The organism is Geopsychrobacter electrodiphilus DSM 16401 (assembly GCF_000384395.1).
GTDB lineage: Bacteria > Desulfobacterota > Desulfuromonadia > Desulfuromonadales > Geopsychrobacteraceae > Geopsychrobacter > Geopsychrobacter electrodiphilus.
This window is the reverse complement of record NZ_ARWE01000001.1, coordinates 819,809-835,866: the sequence shown is the minus strand read 5'-3', so window position 1 is coordinate 835,866 and position 16,058 is coordinate 819,809. Positions and strand designations below refer to the sequence as shown.

General features: G+C 55.5%; 16 protein-coding genes. 12 read left to right on the top strand and 4 right to left on the bottom strand.

Annotated elements, in window-relative coordinates:
- The first annotated feature begins 76 nt into the window (after positions 1 to 76).
- From dprA to D888_RS0103845, 12 genes are all read left to right on the top strand, one after another.
- Positions 77 to 1,165 (top strand): DNA-processing protein DprA, encoded by a 1,089-nt coding sequence (gene dprA / locus D888_RS0103900; protein WP_020675225.1) that lies wholly within the window; start codon positions 77 to 79, stop codon positions 1,163 to 1,165.
- Positions 1,166 to 1,236: 71 nt separating this feature from the next.
- Positions 1,237 to 1,722 (top strand): DUF494 family protein, encoded by a 486-nt coding sequence (locus D888_RS0103895; protein ID WP_020675224.1) that lies wholly within the window; start codon positions 1,237 to 1,239, stop codon positions 1,720 to 1,722.
- A gap of 78 nt (positions 1,723 to 1,800) precedes the next feature.
- Positions 1,801 to 4,227, top strand: a complete 2,427-nt coding sequence (topA, locus tag D888_RS0103890) for a type I DNA topoisomerase (RefSeq protein ID WP_020675223.1) — start codon at positions 1,801 to 1,803, stop codon at positions 4,225 to 4,227.
- Between the two features lie 86 nt (positions 4,228 to 4,313).
- Positions 4,314 to 5,654, top strand: a complete 1,341-nt coding sequence (gene trmFO, locus D888_RS0103885; RefSeq protein ID WP_020675222.1) for a methylenetetrahydrofolate--tRNA-(uracil(54)-C(5))-methyltransferase (FADH(2)-oxidizing) TrmFO — start codon at positions 4,314 to 4,316, stop codon at positions 5,652 to 5,654.
- Positions 5,654 to 6,256 carry a Maf family protein gene (locus tag D888_RS0103880; protein ID WP_020675221.1) on the top strand — a complete coding sequence of 201 codons (603 nt, stop codon included), beginning with the start codon at positions 5,654 to 5,656 and terminating at the stop codon, positions 6,254 to 6,256. Before trmFO ends, D888_RS0103880 begins: the two co-directional genes overlap by 1 nt.
- A gap of 15 nt (positions 6,257 to 6,271) precedes the next feature.
- The gene (locus D888_RS0103875) at positions 6,272 to 6,961 is read left to right on the top strand and encodes a YggS family pyridoxal phosphate-dependent enzyme (protein ID WP_020675220.1); all 690 of its coding nucleotides are present in this window, start codon (positions 6,272 to 6,274) and stop codon (positions 6,959 to 6,961) included.
- A 4-nt stretch (positions 6,962 to 6,965) separates the two neighbouring features.
- Entirely contained in the window at positions 6,966 to 7,598 is a 633-nt protein-coding gene (locus tag D888_RS0103870) for an HAD family hydrolase (protein WP_020675219.1), read from the top strand.
- Entirely contained in the window at positions 7,595 to 8,899 is a 1,305-nt protein-coding gene (locus D888_RS0103865; RefSeq protein WP_020675218.1) for an MATE family efflux transporter, read from the top strand. The genes D888_RS0103870 and D888_RS0103865 overlap by 4 nt, the downstream gene beginning before the upstream one ends.
- Before the next feature lie 799 nt (positions 8,900 to 9,698).
- Positions 9,699 to 10,067 carry a response regulator gene (locus D888_RS0103860; protein WP_026362201.1) on the top strand — a complete coding sequence of 123 codons (369 nt, stop codon included), beginning with the start codon at positions 9,699 to 9,701 and terminating at the stop codon, positions 10,065 to 10,067.
- The gene (locus D888_RS0103855) at positions 10,067 to 10,639 is read left to right on the top strand and encodes a DUF8082 domain-containing protein (protein ID WP_020675216.1); all 573 of its coding nucleotides are present in this window, start codon (positions 10,067 to 10,069) and stop codon (positions 10,637 to 10,639) included. The genes D888_RS0103860 and D888_RS0103855 overlap by 1 nt, the downstream gene beginning before the upstream one ends.
- A 29-nt stretch (positions 10,640 to 10,668) precedes the next feature.
- Positions 10,669 to 11,547 (top strand): c-type heme family protein, encoded by an 879-nt coding sequence (locus D888_RS0103850; RefSeq protein WP_156826940.1) that lies wholly within the window; start codon positions 10,669 to 10,671, stop codon positions 11,545 to 11,547.
- A gap of 63 nt (positions 11,548 to 11,610) precedes the next feature.
- Positions 11,611 to 11,928, top strand: coding sequence for a c-type cytochrome (locus D888_RS0103845; protein WP_020675214.1), 318 nt, complete (start codon positions 11,611 to 11,613; stop codon positions 11,926 to 11,928).
- A gap of 107 nt (positions 11,929 to 12,035) precedes the next feature.
- Here D888_RS0103845 and D888_RS0103840 read toward each other — a convergent pair whose 3' ends face one another.
- The 4 genes from D888_RS0103840 to D888_RS0103825 are packed head-to-tail and all read right to left on the bottom strand — an operon-like array spanning position 12,036 to position 16,058.
- Positions 12,036 to 12,926, bottom strand: coding sequence for a DMT family transporter (locus tag D888_RS0103840; RefSeq protein ID WP_020675213.1), 891 nt, complete (start codon positions 12,924 to 12,926; stop codon positions 12,036 to 12,038).
- A complete protein-coding gene (locus D888_RS0103835; RefSeq protein WP_020675212.1) occupies positions 12,923 to 13,834 on the bottom strand; it encodes a DMT family transporter in 912 nt (303 codons plus the stop codon). Before D888_RS0103835 ends, D888_RS0103840 begins: the two co-directional genes overlap by 4 nt.
- Positions 13,834 to 15,150 (bottom strand): hypothetical protein, encoded by a 1,317-nt coding sequence (locus D888_RS0103830; RefSeq protein ID WP_020675211.1) that lies wholly within the window; start codon positions 15,148 to 15,150, stop codon positions 13,834 to 13,836. Before D888_RS0103830 ends, D888_RS0103835 begins: the two co-directional genes overlap by 1 nt.
- Positions 15,150 to 16,058: a glycyl-radical enzyme activating protein gene (locus tag D888_RS0103825; protein WP_020675210.1), complete on the bottom strand. Its 909-nt coding sequence runs from the start codon at positions 16,056 to 16,058 to the stop codon at positions 15,150 to 15,152. Before D888_RS0103825 ends, D888_RS0103830 begins: the two co-directional genes overlap by 1 nt.

Sequence of the window (16,058 nt, the reverse complement as noted above, 5' to 3'; positions counted from 1 at the left end):
AAACAAACAAAAAGAGGGATGGGCTAAAAACCCCATCCCTTTTCCATTGCTGAAAATCACATAGACGGAGGGGGAGATGGATCAGGAAAAACTCAGCCTGTTTCGACTGCATATGTCACCGGGGATCGGGCGGACCGCTCTTTTCAAGTTGCAGAAAAACTTTGGCAGCTTTCGCATGGCGCTGACCGCTCCACCTGAGGAACTGGTACGCATGGCGCATCTCCCGCCACGGCTGGCCAATTCGATTCTATCTCAAGATGACCCCGCCCTGCTCAAAGGGCTCGCAACCCTCAAACAACTCTCCGTCAGGTTAATCTCTTTCTGGGATGAAAACTATCCCGCGTATCTGCGCCATATTCATGATCCGCCGGCGCTCCTCTATCTGCGCGGAACGCTCCCCGTCGGCGAGGGTTTTGCGATTGTCGGTTCGCGGCGTGCTACCGCCGCCGGTCTGCAGCTGACCAGAGAGATTTCAGCAGATCTGGCCCAGCGCGGCGTCACCATCATCAGCGGGCTCGCCCGCGGGATCGATACCGCCGCACACCATGGAGCCTTACAGGCAGAAGGGAATACAATTGCCGTCCTCGGCTGCGGCATTGATTGCGTCTACCCTCCGGAAAACTTGAAACTCTTCCAGATGATATTAGAACGCAACGCTGTTGTTTCCGAGTTTCCGCCTGGAATACAGCCTCTGGCCGGGCACTTCCCGGGTCGCAACCGGATTATCAGTGGCTTATCGCGCGGGGTCCTCGTCGTCGAAGCCGCCGCTGGCAGCGGTTCGCTGATCACCGGAGACTTTGCGCTGGAGCAGGGACGCGAACTCTTCGCCGTTCCCGGCGGGGTCAAGAATGTGACCAGCTTCGGCCCCAATCGTCTCATCAAAGAAGGAGCGCAACTCGTCACCGGAGCAGAAGATATTTTGCAGTCACTCTGGCCAGACCTTCCTACCAATAAAGTACGCAAAGAAGAAGAACGCTTCATGGCACAGCTTGAAGGGAAGACGCTCAAGCTCTATCAAACCCTCGATTTTGAGCCGCAACATGCTGATGAGCTCGGCCGCGCCAGTGGCTTGACTCCCATGGAGGTTTCCGCTATTTTACTCGACCTAGAGCTCCGGGGAGGAGTTCAGACCCTGCCTGGCGGGCGTTATATCCGCAGCCGATAGGCCAGTTACATGACCTAAAATCTGCCATGACTTCCCTTCAGTGCATATAATCAACTATCGATGGAGGTCTCTTGCGAGAGCGCGTTCTAGCAATCGTTAATCTCATCGCCAAATATGTCATGGGTGCCAAAGGGGCCCAGATCAGCGAACAGGAACTGGTCGCCGAGTTGATGTCCGAGGGGTTTGATGCCCAGGAGATCAATGATGCTTTTTCATGGATGGAATCTACCGCACTCGATCTGCCCCAACCAAAGCTGCAGCGTGAAATCGACATCAGCTCCTCCTCAAAAACCTCACGCATTTTTACTCCTGAAGAATGTCGTCTGATCGAGACCGATGCCCGGGGCTTTCTGGTCCGGCTGCGCAGTATCGGCCTGATTAATGATGAAATTGAAGAAGAACTCCTTGACCGCATCATGATCGCGGCCGAAGAACCGGTCAGTCTGCAGGAGATAAAAATCCTGACCGCCCTCGCCTTACTGACAAGAAACAGTAATCAGTGGCAGCGGGAGATCGATTGCATGATGTCCGAAGACTGGACCCGCATCTACCATTAACAGAGCGCTTCAGGCTGCATACTGCGTAGCCTTTTTACGTTCCCGGGGATCATACATCCCTGGCGAGAGGAAAGTTTCATGGCCCAATCACTGGTCATCGTCGAATCGCCGGCCAAGGCGAAAACCATCGAAAAATTTCTCGGCAAAGGGTACAAAGTTCTTGCGTCCTACGGTCACGTACGCGCCCTCCCGAGTAAGCAGGGGTCGGTCGATGTCGATCATGACTTCATGCCCAAATATCATGTTCTTCCCGAAAGCCAGAAGCACATCGATCTTCTCAAGAAAGAGGTTGCGCACAGCACCGAACTGATCCTCGCAACCGACCTTGACCGTGAAGGGGAGGCGATCGCCTGGCACCTTCTGGAAGCTTTGGGGATTGATGAAAAGGGAGACAACCCCAAAGTCAGCCGGGTCACTTTCCATGAGATCACCAAGTCCGCCATCGATGCCGCCATGGCTGCTCCGCGAGCTATCGCCCGCGACATGGTCGATGCCCAGCAGGCACGTTCGATCCTCGACTATCTGGTCGGCTTTAACCTCTCCCCTTTTCTGTGGAAGAAGATCCACTACGGCCTGTCAGCCGGGCGCGTGCAATCTGTCGCCCTGCGCATGGTCTGTGAGCGCGAGTCCGAAATCGAGGCTTTTGAGCCCCGCGAATACTGGAGCATCGAAGCCGACCTGACCAATAGCGGCCAAGAGCCCTTCCGCGCTCATCTGCAGAGTAAAGAGGGGAAAAAACTCGACAAGTTCGCGCTTCCCGAAGAGAAATCCGCCCAATCGGTTCTGAGCGATCTGCATGGCGCCGCCTGGCGGGTTGCCAAGCTCGAAAAAAAGCAACGCAAGCGGAATCCGGCCCCGCCGTTTACCACCAGCACACTGCAGCAGGAAGCCAGCCGCAAGCTCGGGTTCTCGGCGCGCAAGACCATGACGACCGCGCAGAAGCTCTACGAGGGGATCGCAGTCGATGACGGCACTCACGGTCTGATCACCTATATGCGAACCGACTCGGTCGCGCTCTCAACCCTTGCCACTGGTGAAGCGCATGAGGTGATCTGCAAGCTCTACGGCAAGGAGTTCGCGCTCGATGAGCCGCGGATATTCAAGAACAAGAGTAAAAATGCCCAGGAGGCCCACGAAGCGATCCGTCCGACCTCTGTCGCGCGGACACCGGAATCGCTCAAGGCTTACCTCACCTCTGACCAGCTGCGCCTCTATCAACTGATCTGGAAGCGCACCGTCGCCTCCCAGATGGCCCAGGCCATCTTTGACGCCACCACGGTCGATATCGCCGCCGGCCCTGACTATAGCTTCCGTGCCAGCGGCCAGATCATCCGATTTGCCGGGTTCATGGCGTTGTATATTGAGGGGACTGACAACGAGGACGACGAGAACAAGGAAGGTCTGCTGCCGGCCCTCGAAGAAGGGGAAAACCTCAACTTGCAGCAACTGCTCCCCGAACAGCATTTTACCCAGCCTCCACCACGCTTTACAGAAGCGAGCCTGGTCAAGATGCTTGAAGAGTACGGCATCGGGCGCCCATCCACCTACGCCAGCATTATGAACACCCTGGTAACGCGCAAGTATGTCCGCCTTGAGAAACGTATCTTCTTCCCTGAAGATGTCGGCAAGGTCGTCTCCAAGCTGCTGACCGATCATTTCAGCCAATATGTTGACTATGAATTTACCGCCGGGCTCGAAGAGGAGCTGGATGCGATCTCACGCGGCGAAAAACAGTGGATTCCGGCGGTCAAGCAGTTCTGGGAACCCTTTATTGCCCTGCTTCAGGTCAAGGATAAAGAGGTCAGCAAGGCCGACGTCACCACCGAAAAGACCGACCAACTCTGCCCTGAGCCGAACTGCGGCAAGCCGTTGGTCATCAAACTGGGTCGCGCCGGGCGCTTTATGGCCTGTAGCGGTTTCCCCGACTGCCGTCACACCGAACCCCTCGCCAGTGATGGCCAAAGCGCCGAAGAACCGGTCTTCTCTGAAGAGAAGTGCGAGAAGTGTGGCGCGCAGATGCAGATCAAACAGGGGCGCTTCGGCAAGTTCCTCGGCTGCAGCGCCTACCCTGAATGCAAGAACATTCAGCCGCTGGAAAAACCGAAGGCCCTCGACATCAGCTGCCCGCAGTGTAAAGAGGGGGAGATGATGGAGAAGAAGAGCCGCTTTGGCAAAATCTTCTACTCCTGCAACCGCTACCCCAAATGCAAGTATGCGCTGTGGAATCCACCGAAGGCCGAAGCCTGCCCCAAATGCGCCTGGCCCCTGACCGAGATCAAAACCACCAAGCGCTGGGGAACCGTACAGCGCTGCCCGCAAGAGGGTTGTGGCTGGGAAAAGGAATTAATCGCACCGGATAAGAAACCGGTCGCGGCTAAGACCGTGACCAAAAAAACGGCCGCGAAAAAGACCACTGCCAAAACGACCGCGACGAAGAAGACGGTCGCGAAAAAAGCCACCACCAAAAAGAGTCCGGCAAAAAAGGCGACCCCTAAAGACGCCTGAATTCTGGTAATATATGGCATAACGACCGGTCGAGCCCTGCAGGTTCGACCGGTTTCCTGTTTTGATTCATTGCACAAGGACCCAACATGCCCATCAGGATCATCGGCGCCGGACTGGCTGGCTGTGAAGCGGCCTGGACTCTGGCGAATTTCGGGCTGGACGTCAGACTCTACGAAATGAAGCCCCTCAAGTTTTCGCCCGCCCATCAATCCGAGCAGCTGGCTGAGCTGGTCTGTTCCAACAGCCTGCGCGGGGCCGGGATGAACAACGCCGTCGGCTGTTTGAAAGACGAGCTGCGCCGCATCGGCTCACTCTTCATCGAAGCGGCTGATGCCACCGAAGTCCCGGCGGGTGGAGCGCTGGCGGTTGATCGTGAGGAGTTTTCGCGCTACATCAGCGCAAAGATTGCCGCCAACCCGCGAATTGAACTGCTCCGTGAGGAAGTCACCAGCCTGCCGGTCGACGGGCCGACAATTCTCGCCTCAGGGCCACTCACCTCGGAGGCCCTCTCTCAGCAGCTGGTGCAGCTGATCGGCGCCGAACATCTCTATTTCTATGACGCTATTGCGCCAATTATTGAAGCGGATTCCATCGATCTCAGCGTCGCTTGGCGTGCGTCCCGCTACGACAAAGGAGGGGACGACTACATCAACTGTCCCTTAAGCCGTGAGGAATATGAACAGTTTGTCAGCGAGTTGCTGGCAGCCGACAAGGTCGCCGGCCGCGAATTTGAAAAGCTGATCCATTTTGAAGGTTGCATGCCGATTGAAGAGATCGCGGCCCGCGGCCGACAGACTCTTGCCTTCGGACCGATGAAACCGGTCGGGCTGCCCGATCCGCGCACCGGCTATATTCCCTATGCTGTGATTCAACTGCGCCAGGATAACCGTCACGCCAGCAGCTACAATCTGGTCGGATTTCAGACCAGAATGACCTACCCCGAACAGCAACGGATCTTCCGCAGCATTCCAGGGCTTTCGAATGCGCGGTTTGAGCGCCTGGGCAGCATGCACCGCAACACCTTTGTCAATGCCCCCAGGGAACTGAATCCGCGCCTGCAGTTGCGCAAGGCCCCGCATATCACCCTGGCCGGGCAGATCAGCGGCGTCGAAGGCTATGTCGAATCGGCCGCCTGCGGACTGTTGGCCGGAATTTTTGTCGCGGCCGAGCAGTTGGGTCGCAGCCTTTCGCCACCTCCGGCAGTTACGGCGCTCGGCGCCCTGTTGAACCATCTGCAAACGGCAGACCCCAATAATTTTCAACCCTCGAATGTCAATTACGGACTCTTCCCCCCCTTTGAAGGACCTAAGATCAAACGCGCCGACCGGCGCCTGGCGATGGCCGCGCGCGCGCTTGAAGCCCTCCCCGCCTGGTGGGCAGAGGTTCAGGGTATCTCAAATCCGTCAAATCATCCGGAGCAACACTAATGGAAAACACCATCATCCTCGCCTCGGCCTCACCCCGCCGTAATGAACTTCTGCGTCAGGTCGGTTTCAGCTTTGAAATTATCCCCAGCCTGGCCGAAGAACGGGAAATGCCGGGTGAAACCCCGGAAGAACACGTGATCCGTCTCAGCCTCGAAAAAGCCCGCGAGGTCTCAACCCGTGACGACATCGATGGCCGCTGGATCATCGGCAGCGACACCATCGTGCTGCTCGACGCTGAGATCCTCGGCAAGCCGCGTGATGAAGAGGACGCCGCGCGCATGTTGCGTGCACTGTCAGGTCGCACCCACCAGGTCCTCTCCGGTTATGCGATTCTGGACCGCTGCACTGGTGAAAATCGCGCCGGGGCGGTCACCACCCGCGTCACCTTCCGCTCATTGACAGCTGCCGAAATCAGCGGCTACATTGACACCAAGGAGCCGGTCGACAAGGCCGGGGCCTACGCCATTCAGGGTTTGGGCGCCTTCATGGTCAGCCGTATCGAGGGGAGCTACAGCAACGTCGTCGGACTCCCGCTGTGTGAAGTGGTGCAGGGGCTCGAAGCCCTTGGTGCCCCGGTTCCCTGTTTATCGCAACCCGTCTGAGTCAAGGTTTTCGCCATGAGTGAAATCGCTGCCAACCTGTCCCGCATCCGCGAGCAGATCAAAATCGCCTGCCAGAAGTGTGGACGGGATCCAAAGACTGTGCGCCTGGTTGCGGTCAGCAAGAAGAAACCTGGACAGGTCATAAGTGAAGCCTATGCTGCTGGCCAGCAGATCTTCGGCGAAAGCTACGTCCAGGAGTTCACGCAAAAGGTTGAGGCACTGCAGCTACCGCTGGAGTGGCATTTTATCGGCGGGCTGCAGGGGAACAAGGTCAAATATCTACGCGGTAAAACCGCCCTTATCCATTCTGTCGATCGCTATTCCCTGGCGAGAGAGATCAGCTCCCAGTGGGGCAAGATCGATGCGACGGCCCAGATTCTGCTGCAGTTTAATCTCGGCCGTGAAACGAGTAAAAGTGGCGCTGATGAAACCGAGGCGCTCGATCTTGCACGCAAAATCTGTGCGCTCCCTCATCTGCAGGTACGCGGCCTGATGACCCTTCCACCCTACTATGATGATCCCGAAGAAGTGCGCCCTTATTTCCGTCGCCTGCGTCAACTCGGCGAGAGCCTCGCGGCGGAGAATCTGCCGAACCTGCAGATGCAGGAATTGTCTATGGGGATGAGTCATGACTTTAGCGTGGCCATTGAAGAAGGAGCCACCCTGGTCAGGGTCGGCACCGCTATCTTCGGCGCTAGGGATTAGGCAGATGGCCCAAACCTGTCTGCTCTTCGATCTGGACGGTACCCTGGTCGATTCGCTCCCTGACCTGACAACCGCGATCAACCTGCTGCGGGCTGACCTCGGTCTGCCACCCCTTGCCGTATCCCGGGTCCGCTCCTATATCGGCGATGGTGCCACCGCCCTGGTGCGACGTGCGCTCCCGGAGGGAGCCTATGACCCCGAGAAACTCGAACGGTTTCTCAGTCACTATCATCAACACCTCTGTGAGCTGAGCACCCCCTACCCGGGCATCCCGGAGATGCTCGAAAATCTTGGTTCCTGCCTAATGGCGGTAGTAACCAATAAACCGCATCAGATGGCCATCGACCTGATCGACGCCCTCGGTCTCGCGCGCTATTTTCAGCTCGTCCTCGGTGGTGACAGCTGCTCGACCAAAAAACCTGACCCCGCACCCTTGCTTGAAACTCTGCGTCAATTACACACCAGCCCGAAAAACAGCCTGATGATCGGGGATCACCACACCGATCTGCGCGCGGCAAAAGCCGCTGGCATCCCTGCCTGCTTCTGCACCTGGGGCTACGGTAATCAAGGTGGTGACACCCCCGACTATTGCGTATCCTCCGTCGCGGAGCTTGGGCGCCTACTGGTCAGTAGATGAACCGTCCGCCCCTGCGTCTGCGCGAAATTTCCCTGTTCTTTTTCCCGCTGCTGCTTAATGTGCAGCTGATGAGCCTGTCGCACACCATTATCAACGCGACTCTCGCCCGTTATACGGATTACATCACTGCTCTCGCCGGCATGTCGGTAGCAATGGTCGTTCACCTGTTTATCGCCTCGCCATCCTACCAGAACCACACAGTCACCATCACAATGGTGAGGGGGCGTCAATCGTTGCGCGGTGTGCTGATCTTCGTCGCTCTGGTTGCAGTCTACGTCTCGATAATGCTCGCCTTGATCGCCTATACCCGATTAGGAGATCTGCTCCTGATCAACCTGCTCGGTGTGCCCCCCGCCATTGCCCAGGCCGCGCGCGCGGCCTTGCAACTCCTGGCGTTACTCCCCATATTCACCGGTCTGCGCGGGTTTTTTCAGGGGTTGGTCATCCAGGCACGCCGAACCTCACTGATCTCTCTCGCGACCGGCATTCGGGTTGCGGCGTTACTCGGCTATCTGGCCCTGGGACAGCGCTGGTTTGCCGGCGCCCAGCTCGGCGCCTTTGCCCTGGTCAGCTGTGTTGTCACCGAAACCCTGCTGATGGCCTACTTTGCCTGGCGAGTCCATCTGCCCCTGACCGTCAACCCCCAGGGTGAAAAAACTTCTCGCGAAGTCCTGCGTTACGCCTTTCCCCTCGCCTACTCTTCGTGCCTGCAGCAGACCATTCCGCTGCTGATCAACTCGATCCTCGGGCGGCTGCCGGATGCGCCCATGGCGCTCGCTGCTTTCGGCGTAATCCGCGGCTTTCTGTTTCTGCTTGCAGGCCCGATGCGGAATCTGCAACAGGCCTATCTGAGTCTGGTGAAAACAACAGCAGACAACCACCAGTTGCAGCGCTTTGCCGCCATGGTTGCACTCGGGCTGGGACTGCTGGTAGCCCTCGTCGCGGGCCCCGCAGCCCAACTCATTCTTGGTCAAGCCCTCGGGGTTAAACCAGGTTTGCTCAACTATCTGCGTCTGCCCCTTGCAGCCTGCGCCCTCTTCCCCTTGCTGTACGCGGTCACGAACCTGCTGCGTGGCTGGTTTGCCGGCGCGGACAAGACTGATCTTCTCGGCTACTCTACCCTGTTCAAATGCAGTTTTTTACTACTGATCTGGTGGCCGATCCTGCGCTTTCAGCCCCCGGTGTCTGGAATTACCATCGGCATTTCGCTGTTGCTCGCCGCAGAAGCCATTGAAGCCGTCTACCTGAGCGTTCAGCGTCAGCGTCAAGTTGATCTCAAGCCTCTGCCGCCATTAGAATAGAACGATGAGTAACCATCAAAAGCATCTCTGCCCCGACTGCAGCTCGTGCCAATGGTGTTCCGACCAGCGCTGTCAGCTCTGTCTGAGGAGCGCTTGCCATAAAAAATTGAGTATCGCCGAACAGATTGCACTCTACGAAGCCCTCAATAATTTTGCAGCCAATAAAAACAATCCTTGATCTGTTCCAAACCTCAAACTATTTCAGCATTTTTTCCTGTTCCCTTCAAAAGATTGGCCCAATTTGCGCATCAACGAGCCTGTTGTCTTGCAGGAGTCGAAAAAGGTTGCATACCGAGAGTAACATCAAGAAGTACAAGCTTAGATATCCCCTGATTCCATTGGGTTTTTGTCCTTCTGTCTCTGTAGAGGTCTTCAATGTCTGAATCGTTTTTGATCTGTCATAACCGAAAACGCTTGGGATTCCATACGTTAAATGACACGGGTAAAACGCATTTTTTCTGGCCAATTCTAATTTCAAGCCTGTCCCGACCGGTAAAATACTCTCCGGTCTAAGCATGCCTGATTTACCACCTATCCAGGGCACCGGGTGTTTCTGGGCAGGTTAAATTAATGAACTGACGGCCAGAGATTGGCACCTGATTAAAGAGGAATCTCAGCTGTTTCAGGTGAGTTGTCATGATCAAGTTAAAATTTGTAAAAACTTAGGAAAGGGTGCTATATTCCCCAATATTTCCCGGCAAAAAAGAGTAGTTTTTACTATATAAGTAACTTAATGTCGGCCAACAGGCGGTAGCGAAGCCGGGTACCCCACGCCGACCAGATGAAAGAAGGGCTCAAAATGGGAAAAATACTGATAGCAGAAGACAGTGATACAGAGTTGGCATTCTTAAATGAAATTTTGAAAGAGACCAACCATGAATTGACCATCACCCGTGATGGTCTTGAGGCCGAAGCTGCCGCTAAGGCCGGTAAATTCGACCTGATCATTCTTGACGTCATTATGCCTGGCAAAAACGGATTTCAGGTCTGTCGCACCCTCAAGAAAGACCCTGCCTTCAAAGACACACCGATAATCCTGCTGACCTCCAAGTCTGAAAACAGTGACAAGTTCTGGGGGATGAAGCAAGGGGCAGAAGAATACATCACTAAACCTTATAACCCTGTCGATCTGCTACTGGCTATAAGGCAACACATGGGAGCAAATTGATGGATCTTGGTGAGGTATTAAAAACTTACCTTAGCGATAATCAACAGGGCCAACTTGTCATCAAGTTCGTCGGTGAGGATCATCTGTGTAAAATTTCGATTGAAGATGGTCAGGCGGTCTATCTGGCACTGGGGACAAAAGGACCGGCGGAAACCCTGAATGCCATTACTGGAAAAATCGCTGAATGGAGCAACTTCCTCAAGGGTTTGCCGGCGCGCAAGCGACTTGATGCTCCACTCAACCAAAAACTGTTTGAAATGGCGGGCGGTGCCCCGCTGGCAGAAAATGATATTTCACTCGCCGTTTCGGCTGAAACCACTGTGGCAGTCGCTGACGAACTGGTCGTTGATGAAAAAATGATCGATGTCGATCAGATCAGTGCGATGAACACCCGCTTTATTGATCTGGTCGGTCCATTCGGTACAATTCTCATCGAAAAAATCTACATCAACCTTGCTTATACCTCTAACACCCCTATGAGTTCTGCCACTTACACCCGCTTCATTGCTGCCTTGACCGCCGAGATCGCTGACTCGGATCGGGCCGCTTTTATTGACGCTGCCACTCAGTAGTCTTTTGAATCACCCTGGGAGGGATCTGTATGCTTAGAAACATGAGTATCCGTAAACGTTTATTTGTCATTTTATCCGTGGTTTACATTATTACGATGGTCGGCGCCATCGCCGGCGGATACTTTCTTCTCGATCGTGATTCACTCCGCGAAGCGAAAGAAAAAACCGAGCTCTTCACCACCGTCATGTCCGCCAACCAGGAATTTATGGCGAGCGATGTCCGACCCGAGATTATGGATCAACTCCCCGATGCCTACTTCCCCGCGGCCACGGTTGGCATCGTCATGATGGGTGAAACTGCTAAAATTATTCAGGAAAAATATCCAGAGTATGTTTTCAAAGTCGCGTCACCCAATCCTCTAAATAAAGACAATCTCTCCGATTCTTTTGAAAATTCAATTATTTCCAGCTTTAACACAGGTGACTTCGACAAATGGGAAGGCTCAATCACCAAGGGCGGTAAACGCTTTTACGCAACTGCCGTTCCCATTGAAGCACGAAAAAGCTGTATCTGGTGTCACGACACACCTGAAACAGCCAATCCTGAGATGGTTAAAGAGTACGGGCGTGATTCAGGCTATGGCTATGAAGTTGGAGATGTCGTTGGTGGTCGCTTTGTTTATGTCTCGATGGCAGCAGCTGACGCGATGACCTATAAAAAATTGGCCCTGTTTGGGGGCGGCATCAGTCTTCTCTTTCTGCTCGCTATTTTGATTATCGACCGTGTCGTGATCAGCACCGTCGTCAAACCGATCGAAAGAATCGTCGAAGTCGCCGAAGCGATCAGCCGCGGTAAAATGGATCGCGAGTTTGACGTGAAAGGGAATGACGAAATCAAACTGTTGGCGGACGCCTTCAATCGAATGAAGGTTTCGCTGGCCAAGGCGATGGATATCCTCAGGAAATAAATCCGAGAAATATTCCCCTATGGTGGGGGGGTGAAACAAGTATCATTCATAGGAGGCTGTTGAATGAAGAGGTTACTGCAATTATTTATGGTTCTGTTCGTGGTTGCGGCACTGGCAGCACCAGTGGTGGCTGCTAGTTCGCGCTCGGGCAAGCGCGTTTACAAAAAAACGTGCAAAAGCTGCCATACTAAAAATGGTGAAGGGGGCAAGCTCTCTCCGCTGATGAAGACCCAGGCCCAGTGGCGCACCTATTTCAACGACAACCGACATCAGGACAAACCCGAAATCTGGAAGGGGATGAGTGAGAAGCAACAGAAAGATTTGTTGAAATTTTTCCTGGATTTTGCGCTCGATTCCGATCAGCCGGAAACCTGTGGTTAGCACCTACCCGCCAATTCTGCCACGCTGACGGCACATAGAAAAAAAAGGTACGGTCTCCCGGGAGACCGTACCTTTTTTTATTGAATTATACCAAAAACCGCCAACGTTCAATCCGCAATCTTCGAGCCCAACACTCTTTGCCATAACAACCCCGCGACAATCAGCACCAACCCGACAAAGGTCGAAGGCAGAATCTCTTCACCGACCAGAAAATGGATAAAAAAGAGGGACAAAAAGGGCGCAAGAAAGATCAAGCTGCTGATACGGGCAGCGTTTTCTGCATAACGCAAGGCCAAGAGCCACATGACATAACAGGCCCCCATTTCAAAAAATCCGATATAGACTGCGCCGAGCAGCCCCGGCAGAGGCGGCCAGACCAGTTCAGAAAAAATCAGACAGTAACCAAGCACAAAAGGGAAACTGCACAGAAAGTTGACCAGCAATGCCACCACCGGATCACGTGTATCCCGGGTGTTATAGATCCAGTAGAGCGCCCAGATAACTGTGCTCGACAGGGCCAGAACGACACCGGTACCATCGCTGAAATTCAGGCTGAAGGGGTGGCCTTCGGTGGCGATCACCACGACTCCGGCGTAACTGAGCAGCAGGGCGCCCAATTCCACCAGCCGCAGTTTCTGCCCCAGAAGCGGTACTGACAAAAGCGCGAGGGTGATCGCCCAGGTATAGTTCAAGGGTTGGGCCTGCTGGGCGGGGAGGAGCGAGTAGGCCTGCAGCAGAATGAGGTAATAAAGAAACGGATTAAGAATCCCGAGCAGCAACGACATGGCATACTGTTGACGAGTGCAGTGAAAGATCAGCCGAAACTTCCCCTGCACCAGCAGAATGACTGCCAGCAGCAATGTCGATACCGAACCGGCGTAGAGCAGCAGCTGGATTGGTTCGAGGTAGCGCAGCGAGATCTTGAAGGCCGAGGCGATGGTCGACCAGATGAGCACCGTGGTCAGCCCATAGACGTAGGCTTTACCTTGACGCGTCATCTGCTGCTCCTGACTGCCCGGCGCATCAACAGATTAAGCGGAAGGACCAGCAGCATCAACCCGGCGAAGATCAGCGCAATCCCGCCGAAGGCTTGCGGCGTTAATTGCTCACCAAGCAGCAAGATGCCGAGGGTCGCGGCGGTCATCGGTTCGGCCAGGGACAGGGTTACCGTTGCAGCGACCGTCGCCCGTTGCAGACCGCGCGCGAACAGCCAGTAAGAGAGCGCCATGGTTGCCAACCCCAGATGCAGCACGACAAGAATAGAGCGAGTCTGGACCAGCCAGTGAAGATCCCTGCCGATCAATAGCGGAGAAAGCAACAATGCACCCAAACACACCACCACCGCCATGACCGCTGTGGGAGCCTGCTTTTCGAGCAGTCCCTTGATCATCAGGGCATATCCGGCATAAGAGAAACCGGCGCCGAACGCCAGGAGAATCCCGAGGGGATCAACCTTTAAGGAAGAGCCTCCCAGACTCAACAGACTGCAACCGACCAACGCCAGCAGGGTCGATACCTGCCAACGCTTGCCGGGACGCTCACCTCGAAAGAGAAACCCGAGCAGTCCCCCGGCAATGGGGGCGCTGCCGATTCCGACTATGGTTCCCACGGCGACGCCGGTCTTGCTGACCGCGCTAAAAAAACAGACCTGATAACTGGCCATAAAAAGAGCCGCCAACACCGTTGGCCAAAATTGCCAGTCGCCAAATTTGCCGAGTTCCTTGCGCCAGGCCGCCAACGCTATCAAGGCCAGTCCTCCGATGGCAAGCCGCAAAAAACCGATCACCGTCGTATCGAAGCCGACCGGGGCGAAGGATTGTGCGGTGCCCGTAGTTCCCCAGAGCAAGGCCGCACCCAGGATGTAAACTGTCCCGGTATTATTTTTAATCTGTGTTTTTTGAATCACTAGCAACTCCTGCCAACCGCTTCGCGCGCCAGCACCAGACGACAGGGGTAAACCATCCAGAGGATCGCCATCAGGCGGCCAACAACATAAGCCATGGCAGCACAAAGTGCTCCCGACCAACTGCTATAGAGCAAGAGCAGAGTCAAAATACCAAAAATTACCGTTGCTTCCACGATGGTCGCGGTCGAGATCGGGCGCGTGACCCGCCCCTCCATCAGGACCCCACGCTGAAATGAACTGAGCACCGAACCGGCTGGCAGCAGCGCCATCAGGATCAGCGGCAGGCGGGAAAACCTGACCAGCTCGGGATTAAGCCCCGAAACCTGGTGCAGCCAGAGTGGTGCCAGCGGAGTCAGGGCGATACACATTAGGGCGCCGCTGGCGAAGAGGGCCAGACCCCAGGCAAAATTACGCATCGGCAGATAGCCGCGCAGATCCCGGCCAAGGAGTGCGATCGCCACCTCCTGAAACGACAACCCGATGGCGCGAAAAATAAAGGTCAGCGCAGCCAGCACCGGCATCACCGCCAGCGATTCGAGGGGCATCCGGCCCTTGCCCAGAAAAAAAATCACCAGCGGTTGCACACCCAGGGTGATAAAAGGGGTCAGCGCCAGCGGCAGGTAATAGCGCCAGAGAGCTGGATATGAGAGCACCTCACCGGCTTGTGGAGAAGCCAGAACGCCCGCGATGGCACGTCGCGCGAGGAAGCGGCTGGCGACAAATTCGGCCAGCACCCCGCAACTCAGGGCCATACCGCCAAGGAGAGCACCCGGCACGTCGGCGCGAGAAAAAAGCCAGAAACCGCAACCTGCCATGCCGGCCAGGCGGAAGACCGTCGAAAAAGCGACCAGCGGCGTTTGTCCGCTGCGAATCAGAATCCCTTGATAAAACCGACGCCACCCGATTGCGGCCGGCCAGGGCAGCAGCGCCAATAACGCCCAGTGGGTGTGGTTAGCAATCGCCGGTGACAAACCGACCAACCTCTCCATCACCAGCGTATAAACCGGCGGGATCAGAAAAACCAGGAACCCGAGAGTAATCAGCGACGTCAGCACCGCGGTAAAACGTCGCAGACGTCGATAAGCCAGAGGATTTGAGGCGAGCGAAGTTGAAGCGCTCATCAGCATGATGATCGGCGCTTCGGCGACCAGCGCAAAAGAGAAGGCGACCCCGTAGGCCGCCAGATTCAGCTTGGCGTCGACCATCCGCGCGATCAAGGCGGTCAGGAGCGGCCCGTCGATGGCCATCAGCATCCAGGTGCCGAGCAACGGCAGCCAGAAGCGGAATATTCTCCCGTTGGTCAAAGGTTCAGGCATCAGCCACCGACACTGACCAGAAGACCAAACTTCTGTAGCTGTTGACGAATGGCATCAATATCCCCCTCCTCTGGGGCTAGCAAACCGGTTTCATTATAGCTCTGGTTTAATTTTGCATATTTGTGCGCTGCAATGCCGTGATAAGGGAGCAGATCGAGCGGCCGGGCGCCACCGGGCAGGCCGGCGACCAGGGTTCCGAGCGCCTCAATATTTTCCGAATCGGTGTTGATTCCACTGATCAGGGGAACGCGGATCCGGATGTCGGCTCCGGTTGCAGCCAGACGCTGCAGATTTTCGAGAATCAGCCGATTGTCCACCCCGGTCCACTCTTTGTGACGCGCGGCGTCGAGCAATTTCAGATCAAACAGAAACAGTTCGGCCTGCCTGGTAACCTGTTCGAGACTTTCCCAGGGGGCGAAACCCGAAGTATCAATACAGCGATGCAGACCGCGGTCACCACAGCCTTGCAGCAACCCCAGGAGGGGTTGCAGATGGGCGAGCGGCTCACCCCCGGAGAAGGTCACCCCCCCTCCCGACTGATCAAAAAAAGGGATCTCCTTCTCGATAATCCCCATCAGTTCAGCTTGTGTATAGCGGCGACCGGACAGTTCAGACGCCCGTGACGGGCAGACCTCCGCACAACAACCGCAGGCGTCACAGTACAGAAGGTCCGTAACTATCCCGTCTGCCGTCATGCGACAAGCCTGCTGCGTACAGACCTCGATGCAGGCGCGGCAGCCGATACATTTTGCGGCCGTGTACATCTTCTGCGGTGTCGACGAAATACTTTCAGGGTTGTGACACCAGCGGCAACCCAAAGGACAGCCCTTAAAGAAAATCGTCAAACGGATGCCTGGGCCCTCGTTGATCGAGTAGCGCTTGATATCAAAGAGGAGACTCTGTGGCAC

Excerpts from the sequence above, each read along its gene's own strand:
- trmFO (WP_020675222.1), top strand. The coding sequence starts at position 4,314 with ATGCCCATCAGGATCATCGGCGCCGGACTGGCTGGCTGTGAAGCGGCC.
- D888_RS0103850 (WP_156826940.1), top strand. The coding sequence starts at position 10,669 with ATGCTTAGAAACATGAGTATCCGTAAACGTTTATTTGTCATTTTATCC.
- D888_RS0103830 (WP_020675211.1), bottom strand. The coding sequence starts at position 15,150 with ATGCCTGAACCTTTGACCAACGGGAGAATATTCCGCTTCTGGCTGCCG.
- D888_RS0103845 (WP_020675214.1), top strand. The coding sequence starts at position 11,611 with ATGAAGAGGTTACTGCAATTATTTATGGTTCTGTTCGTGGTTGCGGCA.
- topA (WP_020675223.1), top strand. The coding sequence starts at position 1,801 with ATGGCCCAATCACTGGTCATCGTCGAATCGCCGGCCAAGGCGAAAACC.
- D888_RS0103855 (WP_020675216.1), top strand. The coding sequence starts at position 10,067 with ATGGATCTTGGTGAGGTATTAAAAACTTACCTTAGCGATAATCAACAG.
- D888_RS0103865 (WP_020675218.1), top strand. The coding sequence starts at position 7,595 with ATGAACCGTCCGCCCCTGCGTCTGCGCGAAATTTCCCTGTTCTTTTTC.
- dprA (WP_020675225.1), top strand. The coding sequence starts at position 77 with ATGGATCAGGAAAAACTCAGCCTGTTTCGACTGCATATGTCACCGGGG.
- D888_RS0103860 (WP_026362201.1), top strand. The coding sequence starts at position 9,699 with ATGGGAAAAATACTGATAGCAGAAGACAGTGATACAGAGTTGGCATTC.
- D888_RS0103880 (WP_020675221.1), top strand. The coding sequence starts at position 5,654 with ATGGAAAACACCATCATCCTCGCCTCGGCCTCACCCCGCCGTAATGAA.
- D888_RS0103875 (WP_020675220.1), top strand. The coding sequence starts at position 6,272 with ATGAGTGAAATCGCTGCCAACCTGTCCCGCATCCGCGAGCAGATCAAA.
- D888_RS0103840 (WP_020675213.1), bottom strand. The coding sequence starts at position 12,926 with ATGACGCGTCAAGGTAAAGCCTACGTCTATGGGCTGACCACGGTGCTC.
- D888_RS0103870 (WP_020675219.1), top strand. The coding sequence starts at position 6,966 with ATGGCCCAAACCTGTCTGCTCTTCGATCTGGACGGTACCCTGGTCGAT.